Origin of the sequence: Agrobacterium sp. ICMP 6402, assembly GCF_009498615.1 — a bacterium.
Classification (GTDB): Bacteria; Pseudomonadota; Alphaproteobacteria; order Rhizobiales; family Rhizobiaceae; genus Agrobacterium; species Agrobacterium burrii.
This window is the reverse complement of sequence record NZ_QSNV01000001.1, coordinates 942,159-962,155: the sequence shown is the minus strand read 5'-3', so window position 1 is coordinate 962,155 and position 19,997 is coordinate 942,159. Positions and strand designations below refer to the sequence as shown.

The following is a 19,997-nucleotide window of genomic DNA, read 5'->3' as shown; positions in this document are numbered from 1 at the left end:
CGCGGCTCATCTCGAAACTTCGAGAGGCCGGCCTCCGTCTCTTTTATCGCTACGGATGACCGATAGCGGCCTCTGGAAGGACCACCTTTCGGGGTTTGGATGTCACCAAGGAGGAATAACGATGTACAATGTTTCTGTTCGCGCCCTGACGCTGGCCGCAGCTCTTTCCATCGGCATGGTTTCCGCTTATGCCGCGAACCCTAAAGTTGGCGGCGCCGCAATGTTCGAGGACAAGAACATCGTTGAAAATGCGATGAACTCGAAAGACCATACGACGCTTGTCGCAGCGGTGAAGGCCGCCGGGCTTGTCGAAACACTGCAAGGCAAAGGCCCGTTCACGGTGTTCGCGCCAACCAACGAAGCTTTCGCGGCCCTTCCGAAGGGTGCGGTTGACGATCTTCTGAAGCCGGAGAACAAGGAGAAGCTGGTCAAAGTGCTGACCTGCCACGTGGTTGCCGCCAATGCATTGTCACCCGCCATCGAAAAGATGATCAAGGACGACAAGGGTGAGCATGACGTGAAGACCGTCGGCGGCTGTGTGCTCAAGGCCAAGGAAAGCATGGGCAAAATCACATTGACGGATGAGAATGGTACGGTTGCTCATGTCACCATCGCCGACGTCAAGCAATCCAATGGCGTCATTCATGTCATCGACAAGGTGTTGTTGCCGAAGATGTAATTAGTGCTGCATGACACAATGGCCGAATGAAGCATTCGGCTTGAACCTGCATCAAAGGCCCGGAAATATCCGGGCCTTTGTCATTCGGGCGACGACACCTCTACACCCTGAAATGGCAGGATATGATTGATCGCCAGTGGTTCCATGCTAAACCGGATCATGCAATCCTGCGGCGATGGAGTGTGAATGCGTCTGATATGTCTGAACGGCTGGGGTGGAAAGCTCCATGACGAGCTTGTTCCCTATCTCTCTTCATCTGATCCCGATATCTTGTGTCTGCAGGAAGTGGTACATACGCCGGGTGCCACGCAGGACACGCTGGTCTATCGCGATCACGGCGTCGATCTGCCGCAAAGGGCGAATTTCCTGCGGGATGTCGCCGACGCCCTTCCCGATCATCTGGCGGTCTTCTGCCCGGCGGCGCAGGGCGATCTCTGGCACGGAGAAATGCGCTATCCTTCCCAATTTGGGCTCGCCACCTTCGTTCGCAAATCCTTTGCCATTGTCGCGCAGGCTCAGGGTTTCGTGCACGGTGCTTTTTCAGCCGATGGATATGGGGATCACCCGAGATCGCGGACTGCCCATGCCGTTCGTATTTTTGATTTCACAACAGGCCAGCCCACCGTCATCGCCCACATGCATGGGCTGCGGCATCTTGAGGGTAAACACGATAGTCCTGCGCGTCTGGCACAGGCGAACCGCCTCGTCCAGCTCGTTAGAAACATCGCGGAGGCTGGTGACCGGATCATCGTCTGCGGCGATTTCAATGTTTTGCCTGACAGCGAGACTTTTGCCGTTCTGAGAGAACTTGATCTCACGGAGTTGGTTACGACGCGCGGCTTTACCGACACGCGGACTTCGCATTACACCAAGCAAAACCGCTATGCGGATTACATGCTGGTCAATCCTGCTGTGAAGATCGTTCACTTCGACGTGGTGAGGCAGCCGGAGGTTTCGGATCACTGCCCGCTGTTGCTCGACTTCAGTTGAGAAGCCGGGCACTCATCCACGCTGTCTCGATCAGCCGAAGATCATCAGCGTACCAGCTGGATATCGCTCGTCACCACCGTCTTTCCGGTCTTGCCGTCTTTATCGGTGGTGCGTAGCCGCAGGCCGTTATTGCCGACCTTCTCGATCGTCATGGCGGCGACACGGTCACCGTTGATATCGCGGTTCCAGCGAACGGTCAGATTGATCGCATTTCCCCGGCGATTGCCCGCCAGTGCCGAAGGACGGCCGGAAGGGCCTGTGTAGGTGCCGCTGTAACGCGCGCCGCTGGCGGCGAGATCGGCGGCAATCGCCCGCTTTACCACCAGAAGCCCGCGGCAGGTGCCAGACATGCGCAACGCTGTCTGCCGCGCGTCGGAATTCAGCGTACAATTGACGTTGATGGCCGGCGCGCCGATGCGGGTGATCACCGTGCCCTTTCCCGTCCATGTGCCCTCGAGTGATGACAGAAAGGCGCTTTCATCGGCGGCTGCGGGCAGCGCGGTGAATAAGCTCGCCGCAAGAGCAATGATGGTGGTACGTATTCTTTCTATTTTTTCCATTGGACGTTTTCGCCGGTTCGGTTTCCTGTGAGCGCTAACGCGCCATCGCCTCCGGATGTTCCAGTCGGACGATTTGCCGTTCCGACCTCGTCAACGCCTTAAAACAAAAAAAAGGAGGCCTTGCGGGCCTCCTGTTTCAATGTATTCGCATGGGAACCGTGCCGTCAGCCGACGAAAGCGCGCTCGATCACGAATTCGGCGGGCTTGTTGTTGGCACCTTCATTCAGGCCGGCCTTTTCAAGCAATTCCTTGGTGTCCTTCAGCATGGCCGAGGAACCGCAGATCATGCCGCGATCAATTTCCGGATCAAGCGCCGGAACGCCGAGATCGGCAAACAGCTTGCCGTTTTCGATCAGCGTGGTGATGCGGCCCTTGAAGGGATAATCCTCACGGGTCACCGTTGCATAGTGCTTGAGCTTGTCGCCAACGATCTCGTTCAGGAATTCATGGTTCCTGATTTCCTCGACCAGATCGAAGCCGTATTTCAGCTCGGCCACATCGCGGCAGGTATGGGTGAGGATGACTTCTTCGAACTTCTCATAGGTCTCCGGGTCACGGATCAGGCTTGCGAAAGGCGCAATGCCGGTGCCGGTCGAGAACATGTAGAGCCGTCTGCCGGGCGTCAGCGCATCCAGAACCAGCGTGCCTGTCGGCTTCTTGCGCATCAGCACGGTATCGCCGGGCTTGATCGCCTGAAGATGCGAGGTCAGCGGGCCGTCGGGAACCTTGATCGAGAAGAATTCCAGTTCCTCATCCCAGGCCGGGCTGGCGATGGAATAGGCACGGTAGATCGGCTTTTCTCCGACCATCAGGCCGATCATGGCGAATTCACCGGAACGGAAACGGAAACCGGCCGGACGTGTCATGCGGAAACGGAACAGATGATCCGTATAGTGCTCCACAGATAAAACCGTCTCGGCGTAAACACCATCAGGTATCTTGATCGCGAAATCTTCCGTCTTGGCTGGCGCGTTCATTTCAGGTTCCGTCCATTCTTATTCGATAAGCGGCATTCTCCAACCGGGCAATTATACCATTTTTGCCGCGGTTTGAAGGCATGAGAATATCACAACTGCTATGTGCTCAGGAAATATGTATCAAAAAATCATATTTCCGCGCAACGTGTCACACGGACGCACGCCGACGCCAGCTGTAGGCCTCGCCGCCCGCTGCCGGCCGGGCCGTCGGCTGGTAATAAACCGGGATTTCCGGCAGGCGATTTTCGGACAGGCGGCGGATCGCCGTGCCGTTCGTCACCGCAAAGCTGGTAAAGCCGGTGCGCAGCATCAGCGGCACCTGGTCGATCAGCACATCGCCGACTGCCCTCACCTCGCCCGCAAAACCGAGCCGGTTGCGCAGCAACGAAGCGTGGCTGAAACCACGGCCATCGTTGAAGGCCGGGAAGCTCACGGCCACAATTTCGATGCGATCGAGATAGGGCTCAAGTCGCGTGACATCGTCAGCCGGTGCAATCAGAACACCGAGACCGATATCGTTGCTTTCGGCCGCACGGACCAGAAAGTCGGCAAGCGGCAGGAGCGGCTTTTGCTCGCCGGTCGCTTTCACCTCTTCGGTTTCGATGACCCAGGGGTCGTTTTCCACAAAGCCGTCGCGGTTCCAGATTTTCGTCATGTCCATCTCCTCAGGCGGCTTCGGCGGCGGAACCGTAGAGCGCATCCTTGAAAGGCTGCGGTCCGACACGGCGATAGGCATCGAGGAAGATTTCCTCTTTCGACAGGCGAAGCCGCAGATAGGTATCGACGATGGTTTCAATGGCGTCAGTTACCCTGTCCGGCTCAAAACCACGGCCGATGATCTCACCGATCGAGGTGTTTTCATCACCCGATCCGCCAAGCGTGATCTGGTAGAGTTCCGCACCCTTCTTTTCTACACCCAGCAGGCCGATATGGCCGACATGGTGATGGCCGCAGGCGTTGATGCAGCCGGAAATCTTGATCTTCAGTTCGCCGATTTCCAACTGGCGTTCATGAGAACCAAAGCGGGTGGAAATTTCCTGCGCCAGCGGAATGGAGCGCGCATTGGCAAGCGCGCAATAGTCCAGCCCGGGACAGGCAATGATATCGGTGATCAGCCCGGCATTGGCGGTCGCAAGGCCAGCCCCCACCAGCGCGCGATAGATCGGCTCCAGATCGGCCAGCGCGACATGCGGCAGGATGATGTTTTGCTCGTGGCTGATGCGGATTTCGTCGAAAGCGTATTCTTCGGCGATATCAGCGACGAGGTCCATCTGCTCATCGGTCGCATCGCCCGGAATACCGCCAATCGGCTTCAGCGAGATCGTCACCATGCCGTAATCGGGGTGCTTGTGCGGTTGGACATTCTGGTCAACGAAACGGGCGAAACCCTCATCCGCCTTCTTCCAGCGCGCCAGGCTTTCCCAGCCTTCGGGGCGGTTCTTCAGTTCCGGCGGCGCGAAATAAGCGGAAATAGCCGCGATATCGGCATCCGGCAGCTTCAATTCGGTGTTTTTCAGCTCGGCGAACTCGACCTCGACCTGGCGGGACAGCTCTTCCGCGCCGGTTTCATGCACGAGGATCTTGATGCGCGCCTTGTATTTATTGTCGCGGCGGCCGTGCAGGTTATAAACGCGCATGATCGCCGTGGTGTAGGACAGCAGGTCCTCTTCCGGCAGGAAATCGCGGATTTTCTTGGCGATCATCGGCGTGCGGCCCTGCCCGCCACCGACATAGACGGCAAAACCGATCTCGCCCTTGTCGTTCTTTTTCAGATTCAGGCCGATATCATGAACCTGAATGGCGGCGCGATCGCGCTCGGCACCCGTGACAGCGATCTTGAACTTGCGCGGCAGGAACGAGAACTCGGGATGCACTGAGGACCACTGACGCAGGATTTCCGCATAGGGGCGCGGATCGGCGACCTCATCGGCGGCCGCGCCGGCGAAATGATCGGCGGTGACGTTGCGAATGCAGTTGCCGGAAGTCTGGAGCGCATGCATTTCCACGCTCGACAGTTCGGACAGGATATCCGGCGTATCGGAAAGCTTCGGCCAGTTGTACTGGATGTTCTGGCGGGTGGTGAAGTGGCCGTAACCCCGGTCATATTTACGGGCGATATGGGCCAGCATCCGCATCTGTTGCGAATTCAGCGTGCCGTAGGGAATGGCAACGCGCAGCATATAGGCGTGCAGCTGCAGATAGACACCGTTCATCAGGCGCAGCGGCTTGAATGCGTCCTCGGCCAGTTCGCCGGATAGCCGGCGCTCAACCTGATCGCGAAACTGTGCCACGCGGCCTTCAACAAATGCGTGATCGAACTCGTCGTAACGGTACATCTTCTTCCTCAGACTGCGATAAAGGCTGCATCGGCCGGCTTGAAACCAGCGGCATAGTGCATGGTGGGGCCGGCGGCGCGAATGCGTTCGCGAAGCCGGGTCGGCCAGAGCTTGCCATTTTCCTCCACCACATCGACGATGGCCACATCGACCACCTTGTTGGCGGAAAAATCACGCTTGCCGATTTCCTCGAACGAGGCGACGGCCTCCGCGTGGCGGGCAACGATGGCGCCCTGCAGGTTCTCCGTCCATTCGCCATTGGCGTCGAGCCAGACGGCGATACCATCGCCCAGACGATTGGCGGTCAAAACCTTGTCAACCATTTGCATACTCCCGTTTGCGGTCCGTCAGCTTTGCCACGGCAAGCGGCTCGGACCTGTCAAAATTCGCACCCGCCACCGCATCACCGATGATGACCATGACCGGGCCGGTCAGTTCATCGCGATGTTCGAGGTCGGGCAGATCGTTCAATGTGCCATGCAGCAGGCGGCGATCCGCACGGCTGGCGTTTTCGATGACGGCGACGGTGGTTTCCACACCCAGCCCGGCTTCAATCAATCGGGTCGCCACCGAAGCGGCAACGCTGCGGCCCATATAGACGGCGATGGTTGCGCCCGAGACGGCAAGGCGCGCCCAATCGGGCAGCACATCACCGGTCAGATCGTGGCCGGTAGTGAAAATCAGCGACGAGGCGACACCGCGCAACGTCAGCGGCAATTCGAAATCCGCAGCGGCGGCGAAGGCGGAGGTGATGCCCGGCACGATCTCGTAACCGATACCGGCATTGCGCAACGCCGCCATTTCCTCGCCTGCCCGGCCATAGACCAGCGGATCGCCGGATTTGAGGCGCACGACGCGCTTGCCGTCTTTGCCGAGGCGCACCAGCAGACGGTTGATCTCTTCCTGCGACTTGCTGTGGCAGCCCTTGCGCTTGCCGACGGACAGGCGCTCGGCATCGCGGCGCCCCATATCCACAATCGCCTGCGGCACCAAAGCGTCGTAGACAATCACATCGGCTTCCATCAGCACGCGCTGTGCGCGCAGCGTCAGCAAATCTTCCGCACCGGGACCGGCGCCCACAAGCCAGACGCGGCCTTCGCTGCGTTGGGGCGATTGCAATAGGCGATCAGCGGCATGACGGGCGGACGAGGTGTCCCCGAGAGCGACAGCATCCGCAACCGCACCCGAAAAGAACCGCCGCCAGAAATTGCGCCGCAACGCGCCCTTCGGCACATTGTCTTCGGCTGCATCGCGATACTGCACGGCAAGGCGCGCGAGCTTTCCGAGCGACGGCGACAGCATCTGGTCAATGCGGGCGCGGATCATCTGGGCAAGAACCGGCCCTGCCCCTTCTGTGCCGATGGCGATGGCGACGGGTGCGCGGGCGACCAGCGCCGGGGTGAAAAAATCACAAAATTCCGGCTGATCCACCGCATTGGCGGGGATTTTCTTTGCGCTCGCGGCAGATACGATTTCGCGGTCCAGTTCCTCGTTTCCGGTGGCTGCAAAAACCAGCGTTGCACCCTCGATCAACTCAGCGGCGAAAGCCAAAGCCCGATGATCGATACCATTTTCGCTGATATAGCGAGCAAAATCCGCCTCCGGCTGATCGGCGTAAGCGACGATATGCGCATTGGTGTTGGCGAGAAGCCTCACCTTGGCGAAAGCCTCGTCACCATTTCCGAAAACAGTAACCTGCCGCCCCTCAACCCGGAAGAAAGCGGGGAAGGTTGAAAGGCGGTCGCCAGCAGCAGAAAAATCATGTTCGTTGTGCATTGGACATATATCCCGCATTGCGGCGCAAGATTGAAGAAACAGAAATTCAAGCCTTTCCAGCACCTGGATTTTTATTTCTCGAACACCCCTGTTTTTGAGGAAAACAAACCGGCACCCCTGCTTTGCACCGGTCACGGTGCCCTCAAACCCATGAGAATCCCTTGACAAACCGGATCCTCGCGCCGAACAAGGGAGGACCATTTTTTGTCGTTTTCTCCATGCGAATACCGCTTTCTTTAATGCGGCACGAAGGATCAGACCCTTGACCAGCCCCAGCCTCGCTTCCCGCCTTCTCGACGTCATCGAGCATGATATCCTGCCCTTGACGGCCCGCGGTGTGAGCTTGGGCAACAAGGTTTTTGGTGCGGCGATCCTGCGCAAATCCGACCTGTCGCTGGTGATTGCCGAGACGAACAACGAACTCGAAAATCCCCTCTGGCACGGCGAAGTGCATACGCTGAAGCGGTTTTACGAGCTGGGTGAAAAGCCGAATACCAAGGACCTGATTTTCCTTTCCACCCATGAACCCTGCACCATGTGCATGTCCGCCATCACCTGGGCCGGGTTCGACAATTTCTATTCCTTCTTCAGCCATGAGGATTCACGCGATGCTTTTGCAATCCCGCATGATCTGAAAATCCTGAAAGAGGTATTCGGGCTGGAGCCGGGCGGCTATCGCCGCAACAACGCCTTCTGGAACTCTTTCTTCATCGCCGATCTGGTTGAGGGCGAGGACGATCCGTTGAAAACCACGCTGAAGGCGCAGACGGCCCGCATCAAGGCAACTTACGATGATCTCTCCACCAGCTATCAGTCATCGAAGAGCGACAACGATATTCCGCTGAACTAGGGCATTTTCGTTGAGGGTACAGTGCGGATTTCCGCGCGAAAAATGCGTAAAAACAAAGGTTTGAGACATATGGAAGCCTCGAAGGATATTTCCCGCCTGATCGAGATCATGGAGGCGCTCCGCCAGCCGGAAACCGGTTGCCCGTGGGATATCGTTCAGACCTTCGAGACGATCAAGCCTTACACCATCGAAGAGGCCTACGAAGTTGCCGATGCCATCGAGCGCAAGGATACGGACGATCTGTGCGACGAGCTGGGTGACCTTCTTCTACAGGTGGTTTTCCATGCTCGCATCGCGGAGGAAATGGGCGAATTCGCTTTCGGTGATGTGGTGCACGCCGTTACCTCAAAGATGATCCGTCGTCACCCGCATGTTTTCGCCGTCTCCAGTGCCGACACACCGGAAACGGTCAAGCTGCAATGGGACCAGATCAAGGCCGAGGAGAAACGTGAGCGTGCGGAACGCCGTGCGCGCCGGGGTATTACCGAGGATTTCAAAGCCGGCTTTCTGGGCGGCGTGCAGCGCAGCCAACCGGCGCTGACCGAGGCTTTGAAGCTGCAGGAACAGGCGGCGCGCGTCGGTTTCGACTGGTCGGATCCGGCGCCCATTCTCGACAAGATCGAAGAGGAAATAGCCGAGCTGCGCGAGGCGCTGGCGGAAGGCAGGCCGGAGAAGGTTTCGGACGAACTCGGTGATCTTATCTTTGCGCTGGTCAATATCGGCCGCCACGTAAAGGCCGATCCGGAAAATGCGCTGCGCGGCACCAACACGAAATTCCGCAGGCGTTTCAATCACATCGAGACATCGCTCAGCGACAATGGCGAGACGCTTCAAGCCGCGAGCCTTGAGAGAATGGAAGACCTCTGGCAGGCGGCAAAACGCATCGAGCGGTCGCTTGATGTGGTTTGCCCCTAGCTACTGGATTGCTGGAGGGCTCGGTATCAACGACTTAACTTAACCCCGTCGTCATACTTGGGCCTGCCCAAAGTCTAACATGAGAAAATTCGTCGCCGTTGCGAAGCGCTAGCGTTCCCAGTCTTCCTGCTCGCGTACAGTTGACTTGCCGAGCTTCCGTTCAAGCTCAGTGGCCTGCGCTTCCGACAGGCGAACATCCAGCGCAACCGATCCGTCCTCATGGTCTTCACGGTTATCGACGATGGAGTTGCTGTAGACCCAGGAGATCAACGGCAATTGCTCGACGGACAAGACAACAGTCGTTTCCGTCAGCACACCGGACAGGCGCTTTGAAATCTCTTCCATCAGGGCATCGACGCCCTCGCCCGTAATTGCCGAAACGGCGCGGATGTCAGAGCGGCCTTCGGCGCGCTGCATGATGGCGTCATGCGCTTCCGGCTCCAGACGGTCAACCTTGTTCCAGACCTCGATGATGCGCTTTTCGGCTTCCTTCTCGTCTATACCGAGATCGCTGAGAATACGCAGCACATCCGCAGACTGGGCGGCATTGTCAGGATCGGACATATCACGCACATGCAGAACGAGATCGGCTTCAAGCACCTCTTCCAGAGTCGCACGGAAAGCCGCGACGAGATGGGTCGGCAGGTCGGAAATGAATCCAACGGTATCGGACAGGATAACCGTGCGGCCATGCGGCAGTTTCATGCGCCGCAATGTCGGGTCGAGCGTGGCGAACAGCATGTCCTCTGCCAGAACACCGGCCCCTGTGATACGGTTGAACAGCGTGGATTTGCCTGCATTGGTGTAACCGACCAGCGCGACGATCGGATGCGGCACCTTGCGGCGCTGGGCACGGTGAAGCTGACGGGTGCGCACCACCTGCTCCAGCTCTTTTTCGAGCTTGACGATGCGATCCTGCAGCAGGCGTCTGTCGGCCTCAATCTGGGTTTCACCCGGACCACCCATGAAGCCTGCACCACCGCGCTGGCGTTCAAGGTGGGTCCAGCTTCGGACGAGGCGGCCCTTCTGGTAATTCAGATGCGCAAGATCGACCTGCAGCGTGCCTTCCTTGGTGGAAGCGCGACGGCCGAAGATTTCAAGGATCAGACCTGTGCGGTCGATGACCTTGGCATTCCATTGCTTTTCGAGATTGCGCTGCTGCACCGGGGTCAGCGGATGATCAACAATCACCAAGCCGGAATTGGTTTCATCCAGAAGATGACCGATTTCCTCGATCTTGCCGGTTCCGAACAGGGTGGCGGGGCGCGGCTGATTGACGGAAACGATGAGACCCTGCGTTACCTCGAGCTCGATGGCGAGCGCCAGACCCTTTGCTTCCTCAAGTTTGGCTTCAACGGAGCGACCGGGAGCAGCCGGTGCTGCCGCCGCATCGCGATTTTCGCGTTGTTGCTTGAGGACCGGCACGAGGACCACGGCGCGCATGTCGTCGCGGCGCTTCTCCTGCTCCGGAATGATCGATTCGTTCGAAGTGTCGCGCGTCGAAATGGGCTCAGCCTTATCCAGAAAGAACATTGCGGCCGACAGCATCCGCGCGGACGGCCATGAAGATTAACCTTGCCAGACCGGAAATGTTCCGATCCGGGTCAGTCTATATCGAAGATACCGTCAGAGGGAGCCTGATCAGGCTGCGCCTTCTTCGCTTTCGAACATCTGCATTGGCTGGCCGGGCATGATGGTGGAGATCGCATGCTTGTAGACCAGCTGCGAATGACCGTCACGGCGCAGAAGTACGCAGAAATTGTCGAAGGAGGTGACAACGCCCGTCAGCTTGACGCCGTTGATCAGGAAAATCGTGAGCGAAATCTTTTGCTTACGAACGGTATTGAGGAAAAGATCCTGAAGGTTTTGAGAACGTTCCGCCATGGCGCCGCTTCTTTCTTTATTGCCGGCAGGGACACCGGAAAATAATCAATCAATAATAAACCGGCCGAGTCTAGTCCCCCGCTTGGCCAGCCTGCAACTCTGGTATCAAATCATGTCCCGTTCCGCAACGGCGAAAACGGCCTGACGGGTACGAGTATTGACCTGCTTTTTCGATTCGAAACAGTCAGAAATATTGTATCGAAACCCGGAAAAGCTGCTCCACGTCGCGCACTGCGTCCGCTGACGCAAACAGCACGACGCGGTCCTTGGCCTTGATCTTCGTGCTGCCATCCGGGCGGATGACCACGCCGTCGCGATAGATCGCGCCGATGCGCACGCCGTCGGGCATGTCGATGTCACGGAAGGACTGGCCCACCAGCGGTGAGGTTTCCAGCGCTTCCGCCTCAATCACCTCCGCCGAACCGCGCTGCACGGCATAAACCGAGCGGATGCGGCCTTTGCGCACATGCTGGAGAACGCGGGAGATGGTAACGGCGCGAGGATTGATATAGGCATCAAGACCGAGTGAACCCGCGACATCGTGAAAGGACGAGCTGTTCAGCAGCGCCAGATTGGACTTGCAGCCCAGCTGCTTTGCCATCACGGCGGCCAGAATATTCGTCTGGTCGTTATTGGTCAGCGTCACGATCAGGTCCGCATCCTGAATATCGGCCTGCATCAGAATTTTCTGATCAAGCGCCGAACCATGCATGACGATGGTGTTGCTGAGCTGCTCCGATGCGGCAACAGCCCTGTCGCGATCCGCCTCGATGATCTTAACCCGCGTTTTCGGCTGCATCTCCTCGATCTTGCGGGCAACGAAGTGGCCGATATTGCCGGCGCCGGCAATCACGATGCGCTGTGCTTCCTGCTCTTCATGGCCAAACAGGCTCAGGGTACGACGGGCGTGCTGGCGCTGACAGATGACATAGGCAAGGTCGCCGACCCGCAACTGTTCGGAGGAATGCGCCACCTTGAGGATGCCGTTACGGAAAACGCCGACAACCGTGGCGATGAGGTCCGGAAAGAGGTTGGAAAGCTGGTGCAGCGGCGTATTGATGACCGGGCAGTCCTCCATACATTCGATCGCCAGCATGTATATCGTGTCATCCGCGAACCGCACGACGTCGGTGGCGCCCGGAAAGGCAATGCGGCGCAACACCATCTTGCCGACTTCCACTTCCGGGGAAATCGTCACGTCGATGGACATGTTCTCGCGGCTGAAGAGATCGGCATATTCCGGCTTCAGATAACTCTGGTCACGGATGCGGGCGATCTTGGTCGGCACACTAAACAAAGCATGCGCCACCTCGCAGGCGACGATGTTGATCTCGTCATGCAGTGTGACGGCGATGATCATGTCCGCCTGGTCCGCGCCCGCCTTCGCCAGCATATCCGGATGCGCGCCATGGCCGACATAACCGCGCACATCGAGCGTCTCGGTGATGGCGGAGATGAGCGGCGCGGCGGTATCGATCACCGATACCTCATTATCCTCGCGCGACAATTGTTCGGCTATGCCGTAACCCACCTGCCCTGCGCCGCAAATGATGACTCTCATGCTGTCTCTCTGACGGAATAATTGGTTACGGCGATGCGCCTTCTGTCCTTATACGCCGAGAGATTTCAGTTTGCGATGTAGTGCCGATCTTTCCATGCCAACAAATTCCGCCGTGCGCGAAATATTGCCGCCGAAACGGTTGATCTGGGCCACCAAATAATCCCGTTCGAACATTTCACGGGCTTCACGCAACGGCAGGGTCATGATGTGCTGGTCGCCCTGCGCCGAAATCTTCGGCAGCATGTCGCCAATATCTGCCGGCAGCATGTCGGCCGAAATCGGCGTTTCGCCGCCTTCGGGGCGGGCGAGGATCATCAGCCGCTCGATATTGTTGCGCAGCTGGCGAATATTGCCCGGCCAGTCATGCGTCTGGAGAACGGCCATGGCGTCATCACCGATCTTGCGCGGGCGGATGCCGGCCTGTTCGGAAATCTGCCGCATGAACATGTCGACGAGGAAGGGAATATCCTCACGCCGTTCGGACAAAGCCGGCACCTTTACCGGCACGACGGCAAGGCGATGGTATAGATCTTCACGGAATTGGCCTTCGGCAATCAGGCTTTCGAGGTGATGGGCGGTCGAGGAGATGATGCGCACATCCACCTTCACCCGCTTGCCGCCGCCGACTCGCTCGAATTGCTGGTCGACCAGCACGCGCAGGATCTTGTTCTGGGTCTCGCGCGGCATTTCGCCGACTTCGTCGAGATAAAGAACGCCGCGATGGGCCTCTTCGAGTGCACCGACCTTGCGTGGCTGGCCGGGTAAGCCTTCGGTGCCGAAGAGTGCGATCTCCATGCGGTCCGGCGTAATCGTCGCGGCGTTCAGAGCCACGAAAGGTCCGGTGGCGCGCGAAGATTTCTTGTGCACCATGCGCGCCACCAGTTCCTTGCCGGAACCGGAGGGGCCGAGGATCATGATGCGGCTGTTGGTGGGCGCTACCCTGTCGATGGTCTGGCGAAGCTGCGAAACGGCAAGCGAAGCACCGACGAGTTCAACCGCATCACCCGTGCGCTTCTTGAGCTCTTGAACCTCGCGCTTCAGCTTGGAGTTTTCCAGCGCCCGTTCGGCGATCAGGATCAAGCGGTCGGCCTTGAACGGTTTCTCGATGAAATCGAAAGCGCCGCGCTTGATGGCGTTGACGGCGGTTTCGATATTGCCGTGACCGGAAATCATGACGACAGGAATTTCGGGATGGCGGCTCTTGATCTCGTCCAGCAGCGCCAGACCGTCGAGCTTCGAACCCTGCATCCAGATGTCGAGAAAGATCAGGCGCGGAACACGCTCCGAAATGGCGGCCAGTGCGCTGTCGCTGTCAAACGCCATGCGGGTCTCGTGGCCCTCGTCGGACAGAATGCCCGCTACGATTTCGCGAATATCCGCCTCGTCATCCACGACCAGAATATCAGACGCCATATGCTGCTTCCTTATTATTTTCGCCGCCGACCGCCTCGATATAGGGCAGCAGCACTCTGATCATGGCGCCATGGCCATGGTCGAACTCCGGCGGGGAATCGTGGAGTTCCAGATATCCGCCATGCTCTTCGATGATCTTCTTCACGATGGCGAGGCCGAGGCCGGTGCCCTTGTCCCGCATCGTCATATAGGGTTCGAGAATGCGGTGACGGTTTTCGACGGGAAGGCCGCGGCCATTGTCGATGATGTCAGCCACGAAACGGGAATTGGCCTCGTCGAAAGAGGCGCGCACCAGGATTTTCCCCGGCCGCTTTTCGCCCTCCACCGCCTCGATCGCTTCCGTCGCATTCTTGATGAGATTGCCGAACGCCTGTCCCAGCATGCGGGCATCAAACATGCCCTCCAGCGGGATATCGCCCAGCTCCGTTGAGAATTTCGTGTCGGCGGCGCTGATTTCGCGCAGGAACGCCGCATCCTTCAGGATCGAACGCAGGTCCGACTTTTCCTTCGTCGGCTTCGGCATGCGTGCGAAGGCTGAGAATTCGTCCACCATCCGGCCGATATCACCGACCTGCCGGACAATGGTGTCCGTACACTGGTCAAAGACGGCGCGGTCGCTCTCGTCGATCTGCTTGCCGAAACGGCGTTTGATGCGCTCGGCGGAAAGCTGGATCGGCGTCAGCGGGTTCTTGATTTCATGGGCAATGCGCCGCGCCACATCCGACCATGCGGTGGAGCGCTGGGCAATAACGAGATCGGTGATGTCATCGAGGGTGATGACATAGCTGTCGCGGCTGTCGCGGGCATCCTCGCGAGTTACCTGCACATTGAGCGTCCGCTCCTTGCCGCGCCGCATGATGTTGATCTGCTTGCGGAAATTGCCACGCGCCCAGGTATTGGCCTCGGTCACGACCTGTTCGATCTCAGGCGCGATCTCCGAAAGCTGCGCACCGATCAGCTGCTCGGAGGTCTGCGCCAGGAATTCTTCGCCAGACGGATTGACGATGGTGATCTTGCGATTTTCGTCAACGCCGATAACGGCGGCGGTAACGCCAGACAGCACAGCCTCGATGAAACGGCGGCGATCGTCGATATCGTCCTTCGCCTCGATGATCTGATCCTGCTGGCTGCGCAGTTCCGAGACCATCTTGTTGAAGGTGCGCGACAGGCGCCCGACGTCGCCATCGACGGCGCGAACGGGAACCAGCACATGCATATTGCCGGTCGCGACACTATCTGCGGCGCTAATGAGAAGGCGGATCGGCCGAACGATACGGTCGGCCACTGCAATTGCGGTCCAGATGGCTGCCAGAAGCACGATCAGCGCAAAACCGAGATAGAGAATGGCAAAGGCAATCTGCAACGGCGCGCGGCCCGCTTCCATCGCCTTGTATTCGGCGCGGTTCTCCTCCATCAGCCGCATCGCGCCCATCACCTTGGGATCGACGGCGCGAACGGTGTAGAGGAAAGTTCCCTCGATACCCTCAAGCTTGATGATGGCGCCGACAAGGTTGGTGATGCCGGGCGGGATCAGGGTCGGCTGGCCGGCGGCGGCCTTTTCCAGCGCATCATGCGGAATGGCGGGAAGCGGTTTTTCCGTCTTGATATTGGCCTGCGCAACGGCGTCACCATCTTCCTGCACCAGAAACGCGCCAAGCAGGCCGCGGCCCTTGGCCTGACGGGTCATCAGATCGACGAAACCGGTACGGTCGAGATAAAAAAGCGCGCGGTTGCGATCGAGGTCGGTGGCCATCGACAGGGTCTGCCCCTGAAGGTAGCCGGCATTTTCCATCATATAAGCCTGGGCGATATTGCTGGAGGAATCGACGATCGACTGGGTTCTGAGCGAAAACCAGCGGTCGAGACCTACATTCAGCGTCAGGCTGGCGAAGATGGCGACAAGCACTGCGGGCGTGATCGCCACGATGGAGAAAAGCACGACGATGCGCACGTGCAGACGGGCCGCCGCCCTGCCCTTTTTGCGCGCTTTCAGCAGACGGTTGATTTCGCGGCCGATCAAAAAGATCAGGCCGATGACGAAGATCGAATTGATGACAACGGAGGCGATGACGACATTCGATGTCGGCGCAATCGGTGTGACACCCAGAAGCACGAAGAGGGTGAGGATGGCGCAAACGAGGGCGACGCCGGCGAGCACCAACCCCGGCAGGGCAAAAGACATCCTGCGATCGGCAACCACCATGCCCGCTGCTTCGTCGGCAACAGTGTTTTCGGCGGCGGGTTTCCGCATGCACTACTCCCAATCGCTGGCCAGCCAGCGCCACATTCCTGAAGTCAGGCGAGACTCGCGTCACATCGGCGAATCTCTTTCCGTCCTAGTGTGTTCCAAGCAACACAATGTGGCGAAAATGCAACGACAAAGGCAGCCTTGTCAACATTCTCAGCTGGGGCGGGAGCTGCGATAGACGGAAACGCCAAGCTCGCGGATTTTCTTGCGCAGCGTATTGCGGTTCAGTCCCAGAAGATCGGCTGCCTTGATCTGGTTGCCGCGGGTTGCCGTCAGCGCGGCGAGAATCAGCGGGAATTCCAGTTCACGCAGCACGCGGTCATAAAGACCGGGCGGCGGCAGGCCGTCACCGAAGCTGGCGAAATAATCCCGCATGTTCTCCTCGACCGCCTGGGAAATGGTCAGTGAGCCCGTGCGAACCGCCATCTTGTCGAGCGGGCTGTCCGGCACATCCGACTGCAATTCCTGCTCGACGATCTCGCGGGTGATGACTTCCTGCGGATAAAGCGCCATCAGGCGGCGGATCAGGTTTTCCAGCTCGCGCACGTTGCCCGGCCAGGCGTAGGCCTTCATGACTTCCAGCGCCTCGGTCTCGAAACGCTTGCCCTCCAGACCCTCTTTTTCACCCTGCTGGATGAAATGGCGCACCAGATCGGGAATATCCTCGGCCCGGTCGCGCAGTGGCGGCAGGCGCAGCGGCACGACGTTGAGGCGGTAATAGAGGTCTTCGCGGAAGAGGCCTTGATTGATCGACTGTTTCAAATCCTTGTTGGTGGCGGCGACGATGCGGACATCGGTGCGGATCGGCGTGCGGCCACCCACCGTGGTATATTCGCCCTGCTGCAACACGCGCAGCAGGCGCGTCTGGGCATCCATTGGCATGTCGCCGATTTCATCGAGGAACAGCGTGCCGCCCTCTGCCTGTTCGAAACGGCCGGTCGAGCGGTTCTGCGCGCCGGTGAAGGCGCCCTTCTCATGGCCGAACAGTTCAGATTCGATCAGATCGCGCGGGATTGCCGCCATGTTGATGGCGACGAAGGGACCGTTGCGGCGCTTGCCGTAATCATGCAGCGCGCGCGCCACCAGTTCCTTGCCGGTGCCGGATTCGCCAGTGATCATCAGCGTCAGGTCGGTCTGCATCAGGCGGGCCAGCACCCGGTAGATTTCCTGCATCGCTGCCGAGCGGCCCACGAGCGGCATGCCGTCCTGCATGTCGTCGTCGAGCTTTGCCGGCTTGCGCTTGGGTTCCGACAAAGCGCGGCCGATGATGGCGATCAGTTCCGTCAGGTCGAAGGGCTTGGGCAGGTAATCATAAGCACCCTTCTCCGAGGCCTTGATGGCGGTCATGAAAGTGTTCTGGGCGCTCATGACGAGAACCGGCAGGTCCGGACGGGCCTTCTTGATGCGCGGCAGCAGATCGAAGGCGTTTTCATCCGGCATCACGACATCGGTCACGACAAGATCGCCCTCGCCTGCCGAAACCCAGCGCCAGAGCGTTGCGGCATTGGAGGTGATGCGCACATCGTAACCGGCGCGGCTGAGCGCCTGGTTCAGCACCGTGCGGATCGCGGCATCATCATCGGCGACGAGGATAGTAGCTGTCATGGGTCATTTCCTGTCGAGTTCGGCAAGCTGCTGTCGTCCAGCGCCATTTCCGGCGAGACGGGCAACAATACGCGGAAAGTCGTGCGGTGGTTCTGGCTGTCGCATTCGACAATGCCGCCATGGGCGCCGATCAGCTTGGCGACAAGCGCCAGGCCGAGGCCCGAACCATTCGTCTTGGTGGTGATGAAGGGATCGAAGAGATGCGGCAGGAGATCGGCCGGGACACCCGGTCCGTTGTCATGCACGCAGAATTCGAGCGGCAGCGAGATGCGCTCGCGGCTGCCGGCAACAGAAAGGCGCATGCCGGGGCGGTAAGCGGTCGTCAGCAATATCTCGCCATCCGGCTGGTTGCCCACGGCTTCCGCCGCATTCTTCACCAGATTGAGAAAAACCTGCACCAGCTGGTCGCGATTGGCATAGACCGGCGGCAGCGAGGGATCGTAATTTTCCGAAATCTTGATGTTGCGGGCAAAGCCGGCCTTGGCAATGGCCTTCACATGATCCAGCACCGAATGGATGTTGACCGGTACGCGGTCCACCGGCCGCTCGTCGGAAAACACCTCCATACGATCGACCAGCGAAACGATGCGGTCGGTCTCGTCGCAGATCAATCTGGTCAGGGCGCGGTCCTCGTCCGGAACCGACATTTCCAGAAGCTGGGCAGCACCTCGAATACCGGAAAGCGGGTTCTTGATCTCATGCGCCAGCATCGAGGCAAGCCCGGTGACGGAACGGGCAGCTGCACGATGGGTCAATTGCCGGTCGATCTTGTCGGCCATCGACCGTTCCTGAAAGACGACGACGACCGATCCCGGCTCGCTGACAACAGGCGCGACATAAAGGTCGACCAGCTTGTCCTGTCCCAGACGCGGAGAACTCAGATCAACGCGATATTCGTTGACCGGAGCGCGGCGTTCCCGCACCTGATCGATCAGCGCCAGCAGCGGGCTGCCGAAAGGAATAAAGGTGGAGACGCGGTAGCGGGCAAGATGGGAGGCGCTCGCCCCGAAAAAGGCTTCGGCTTCCCAATTGGCGAATGCGATGAAACCTTCGGCATCCACAAGAATGACGGGGTTCTGCACCGCGTTCAGAACCGCCATGGCGAGCGGGTTTGCATCTGCCGGGCTGTGTTTGTCAGCGCTCATGCGGCCTTCCTTGCGGCGTCTTCGCCGGCATTGTCGCAAAGGGCGGCGCGCAGCAGATCCGCCACCTCCCCCGTGTCACGCGATGTCATGATTTTAGCCTTGTCGGGCGTGGTGAACTCAGGCGCGAAACGCTCGAGATACCAGCCCAGATGTTTGCGGGCATGCCGCAGACCGGCTTCCCTTCCGTAGAATTCCAGCATCATCTCGTAGTGCTCGACGGCGACACCAGCGATTTCGGCACGTTGCGGCGCGGCGTGTCCGGCCAGCACCGCCGGCAGCCAGGGCTGACCCTGCGCGCCGCGACCGACCATGACGGCATCAGCACCGGAACGGCGCAGGATTTCCCGTGCATCCTCTACGGTCTCGACATCGCCATTGGCGATCAGCGGCACGGAAATCACCTCGCGCACGGCGCGAATGGCGTCCCAGTCCGCGCGTCCTTCGTAAAACTGCATGCGGGTGCGGCCGTGAATGGTGATGAGCTGGACCCCTGCCGCTTCGGCGCGGCGGGCAATTTCGGGCGCGTTGATGGTGTTTTCGTCCCAGCCAAGCCGCATTTTCAGCGTGACAGGCACATCGACCGCACCGACAGTCGCCTCGATAAGCGAGAGCGCATGATCGGGATCGCGCATCAGCGCCGAGCCGGAATAACCGCCCGTCACCTTCTTGGCCGGACAGCCCATATTGATATCGATGATGCCTGCGCCGTTATCCGCGGCGATCCTGGCGGCTTCCGCCATGAAATGCGCCTCACGCCCGGCAAGCTGCACCATATGCGGCACCATGCCGGCATTTTTCAGCCGCGCCCAGGATTCGCCCCTGTTAGCGACGAGTTCGCGGCTGGCGACCATTTCCGTCACCACCAGCCCCGCGCCATAACGCCAGGCGAGCTGCCGGAACGGCAGATCCGTCACGCCCGACATGGGGGCCAGCACCGCACGATTACGGATCGTTACTGAGCCGATGCTGAACGGTTCTGACAATTCCGGAAGGGACAACTGATGATCTTTCATGCAGAAGGGTTATTTGCATTATTTTTAGACAGTGTTTGCGCAGTT

The 19,997-nt window shown here is 59.1% G+C and carries 18 protein-coding genes; 4 read left to right on the top strand and 14 right to left on the bottom strand.

Features of this window, described 5'->3' with window-relative positions; all coding sequences use genetic code 11:
- Positions 1–121: 121 nt before the first annotated feature.
- On the top strand, positions 122–679 hold the full coding sequence (locus tag DXT96_RS04825; RefSeq protein WP_046800194.1) for a fasciclin domain-containing protein: 558 nt from the start codon (positions 122–124) through the stop codon (positions 677–679).
- Positions 680–865: 186 nt separating this feature from the next.
- Positions 866–1,669, top strand: a complete 804-nt coding sequence (locus DXT96_RS04820) for an endonuclease/exonuclease/phosphatase family protein (protein ID WP_153513665.1) — start codon at positions 866–868, stop codon at positions 1,667–1,669.
- A 44-nt stretch (positions 1,670–1,713) separates the two neighbouring features.
- On the opposite strand, the gene DXT96_RS04815 is transcribed toward DXT96_RS04820, so the two are convergent.
- The 6 genes from DXT96_RS04815 to cysG all read right to left on the bottom strand — a co-directional run bounded on the left by DXT96_RS04815 (position 1,714) and on the right by cysG (position 7,318).
- A complete protein-coding gene (locus DXT96_RS04815) occupies positions 1,714–2,229 on the bottom strand; it encodes a hypothetical protein (protein WP_194287545.1) in 516 nt (171 codons plus the stop codon).
- 164 nt (positions 2,230–2,393) lie between these two features.
- Positions 2,394–3,206: a ferredoxin--NADP reductase gene (locus tag DXT96_RS04810; protein ID WP_035217416.1), complete on the bottom strand. Its 813-nt coding sequence runs from the start codon at positions 3,204–3,206 to the stop codon at positions 2,394–2,396.
- Between the two features lie 148 nt (positions 3,207–3,354).
- The gene (locus DXT96_RS04805) at positions 3,355–3,861 is read right to left on the bottom strand and encodes a DUF934 domain-containing protein (protein WP_149897640.1); all 507 of its coding nucleotides are present in this window, start codon (positions 3,859–3,861) and stop codon (positions 3,355–3,357) included.
- Between the two features lie 10 nt (positions 3,862–3,871).
- Positions 3,872–5,542, bottom strand: a complete 1,671-nt coding sequence (locus DXT96_RS04800) for a nitrite/sulfite reductase (protein WP_153513664.1) — start codon at positions 5,540–5,542, stop codon at positions 3,872–3,874.
- 8 nt (positions 5,543–5,550) lie between these two features.
- Positions 5,551–5,865, bottom strand: coding sequence for a DUF2849 domain-containing protein (locus DXT96_RS04795; protein WP_153513663.1), 315 nt, complete (start codon positions 5,863–5,865; stop codon positions 5,551–5,553).
- On the bottom strand, positions 5,858–7,318 hold the full coding sequence (cysG, locus tag DXT96_RS04790; RefSeq protein WP_153513662.1) for a siroheme synthase CysG: 1,461 nt from the start codon (positions 7,316–7,318) through the stop codon (positions 5,858–5,860). Before cysG ends, DXT96_RS04795 begins: the two co-directional genes overlap by 8 nt.
- Positions 7,319–7,580: 262 nt before the next feature.
- Here cysG and DXT96_RS04785 point away from each other — a divergent pair, with 262 nt between their 5' ends.
- Together DXT96_RS04785 and mazG are read left to right on the top strand one after the other, a co-directional pair.
- Positions 7,581–8,168: a deaminase gene (locus tag DXT96_RS04785; protein WP_153513661.1), complete on the top strand. Its 588-nt coding sequence runs from the start codon at positions 7,581–7,583 to the stop codon at positions 8,166–8,168.
- A 69-nt stretch (positions 8,169–8,237) separates the two neighbouring features.
- On the top strand, positions 8,238–9,083 hold the full coding sequence (mazG, locus tag DXT96_RS04780; protein WP_153514193.1) for a nucleoside triphosphate pyrophosphohydrolase: 846 nt from the start codon (positions 8,238–8,240) through the stop codon (positions 9,081–9,083).
- Between the two features lie 108 nt (positions 9,084–9,191).
- Here the strand turns inward: mazG and hflX are convergent, their stop codons facing one another.
- The 8 genes from hflX to dusB all read right to left on the bottom strand — a co-directional run bounded on the left by hflX (position 9,192) and on the right by dusB (position 19,952).
- Positions 9,192–10,616, bottom strand: a complete 1,425-nt coding sequence (gene hflX / locus DXT96_RS04775; RefSeq protein WP_194287544.1) for a GTPase HflX — start codon at positions 10,614–10,616, stop codon at positions 9,192–9,194.
- A 108-nt stretch (positions 10,617–10,724) separates the two neighbouring features.
- Entirely contained in the window at positions 10,725–10,967 is a 243-nt protein-coding gene (gene hfq / locus DXT96_RS04770; protein ID WP_003496145.1) for an RNA chaperone Hfq, read from the bottom strand.
- Between the two features lie 184 nt (positions 10,968–11,151).
- Positions 11,152–12,528: a Trk system potassium transporter TrkA gene (trkA, locus tag DXT96_RS04765; RefSeq protein ID WP_153513660.1), complete on the bottom strand. Its 1,377-nt coding sequence runs from the start codon at positions 12,526–12,528 to the stop codon at positions 11,152–11,154.
- 48 nt (positions 12,529–12,576) lie between these two features.
- Positions 12,577–13,941 (bottom strand): sigma-54 dependent transcriptional regulator, encoded by a 1,365-nt coding sequence (locus DXT96_RS04760; protein WP_153513659.1) that lies wholly within the window; start codon positions 13,939–13,941, stop codon positions 12,577–12,579.
- Positions 13,931–16,192, bottom strand: a complete 2,262-nt coding sequence (locus tag DXT96_RS04755; RefSeq protein ID WP_149897647.1) for a PAS domain-containing sensor histidine kinase — start codon at positions 16,190–16,192, stop codon at positions 13,931–13,933. Before DXT96_RS04755 ends, DXT96_RS04760 begins: the two co-directional genes overlap by 11 nt.
- Before the next feature lie 150 nt (positions 16,193–16,342).
- The gene (gene ntrC, locus DXT96_RS04750) at positions 16,343–17,794 is read right to left on the bottom strand and encodes a nitrogen regulation protein NR(I) (RefSeq protein ID WP_153513658.1); all 1,452 of its coding nucleotides are present in this window, start codon (positions 17,792–17,794) and stop codon (positions 16,343–16,345) included.
- Positions 17,791–18,939, bottom strand: coding sequence for a nitrogen regulation protein NR(II) (locus DXT96_RS04745; protein WP_149897649.1), 1,149 nt, complete (start codon positions 18,937–18,939; stop codon positions 17,791–17,793). Before DXT96_RS04745 ends, ntrC begins: the two co-directional genes overlap by 4 nt.
- Positions 18,936–19,952: a tRNA dihydrouridine synthase DusB gene (gene dusB / locus DXT96_RS04740; protein ID WP_153513657.1), complete on the bottom strand. Its 1,017-nt coding sequence runs from the start codon at positions 19,950–19,952 to the stop codon at positions 18,936–18,938. The genes DXT96_RS04745 and dusB overlap by 4 nt, the downstream gene beginning before the upstream one ends.
- Positions 19,953–19,997: the final 45 nt, after the last annotated feature.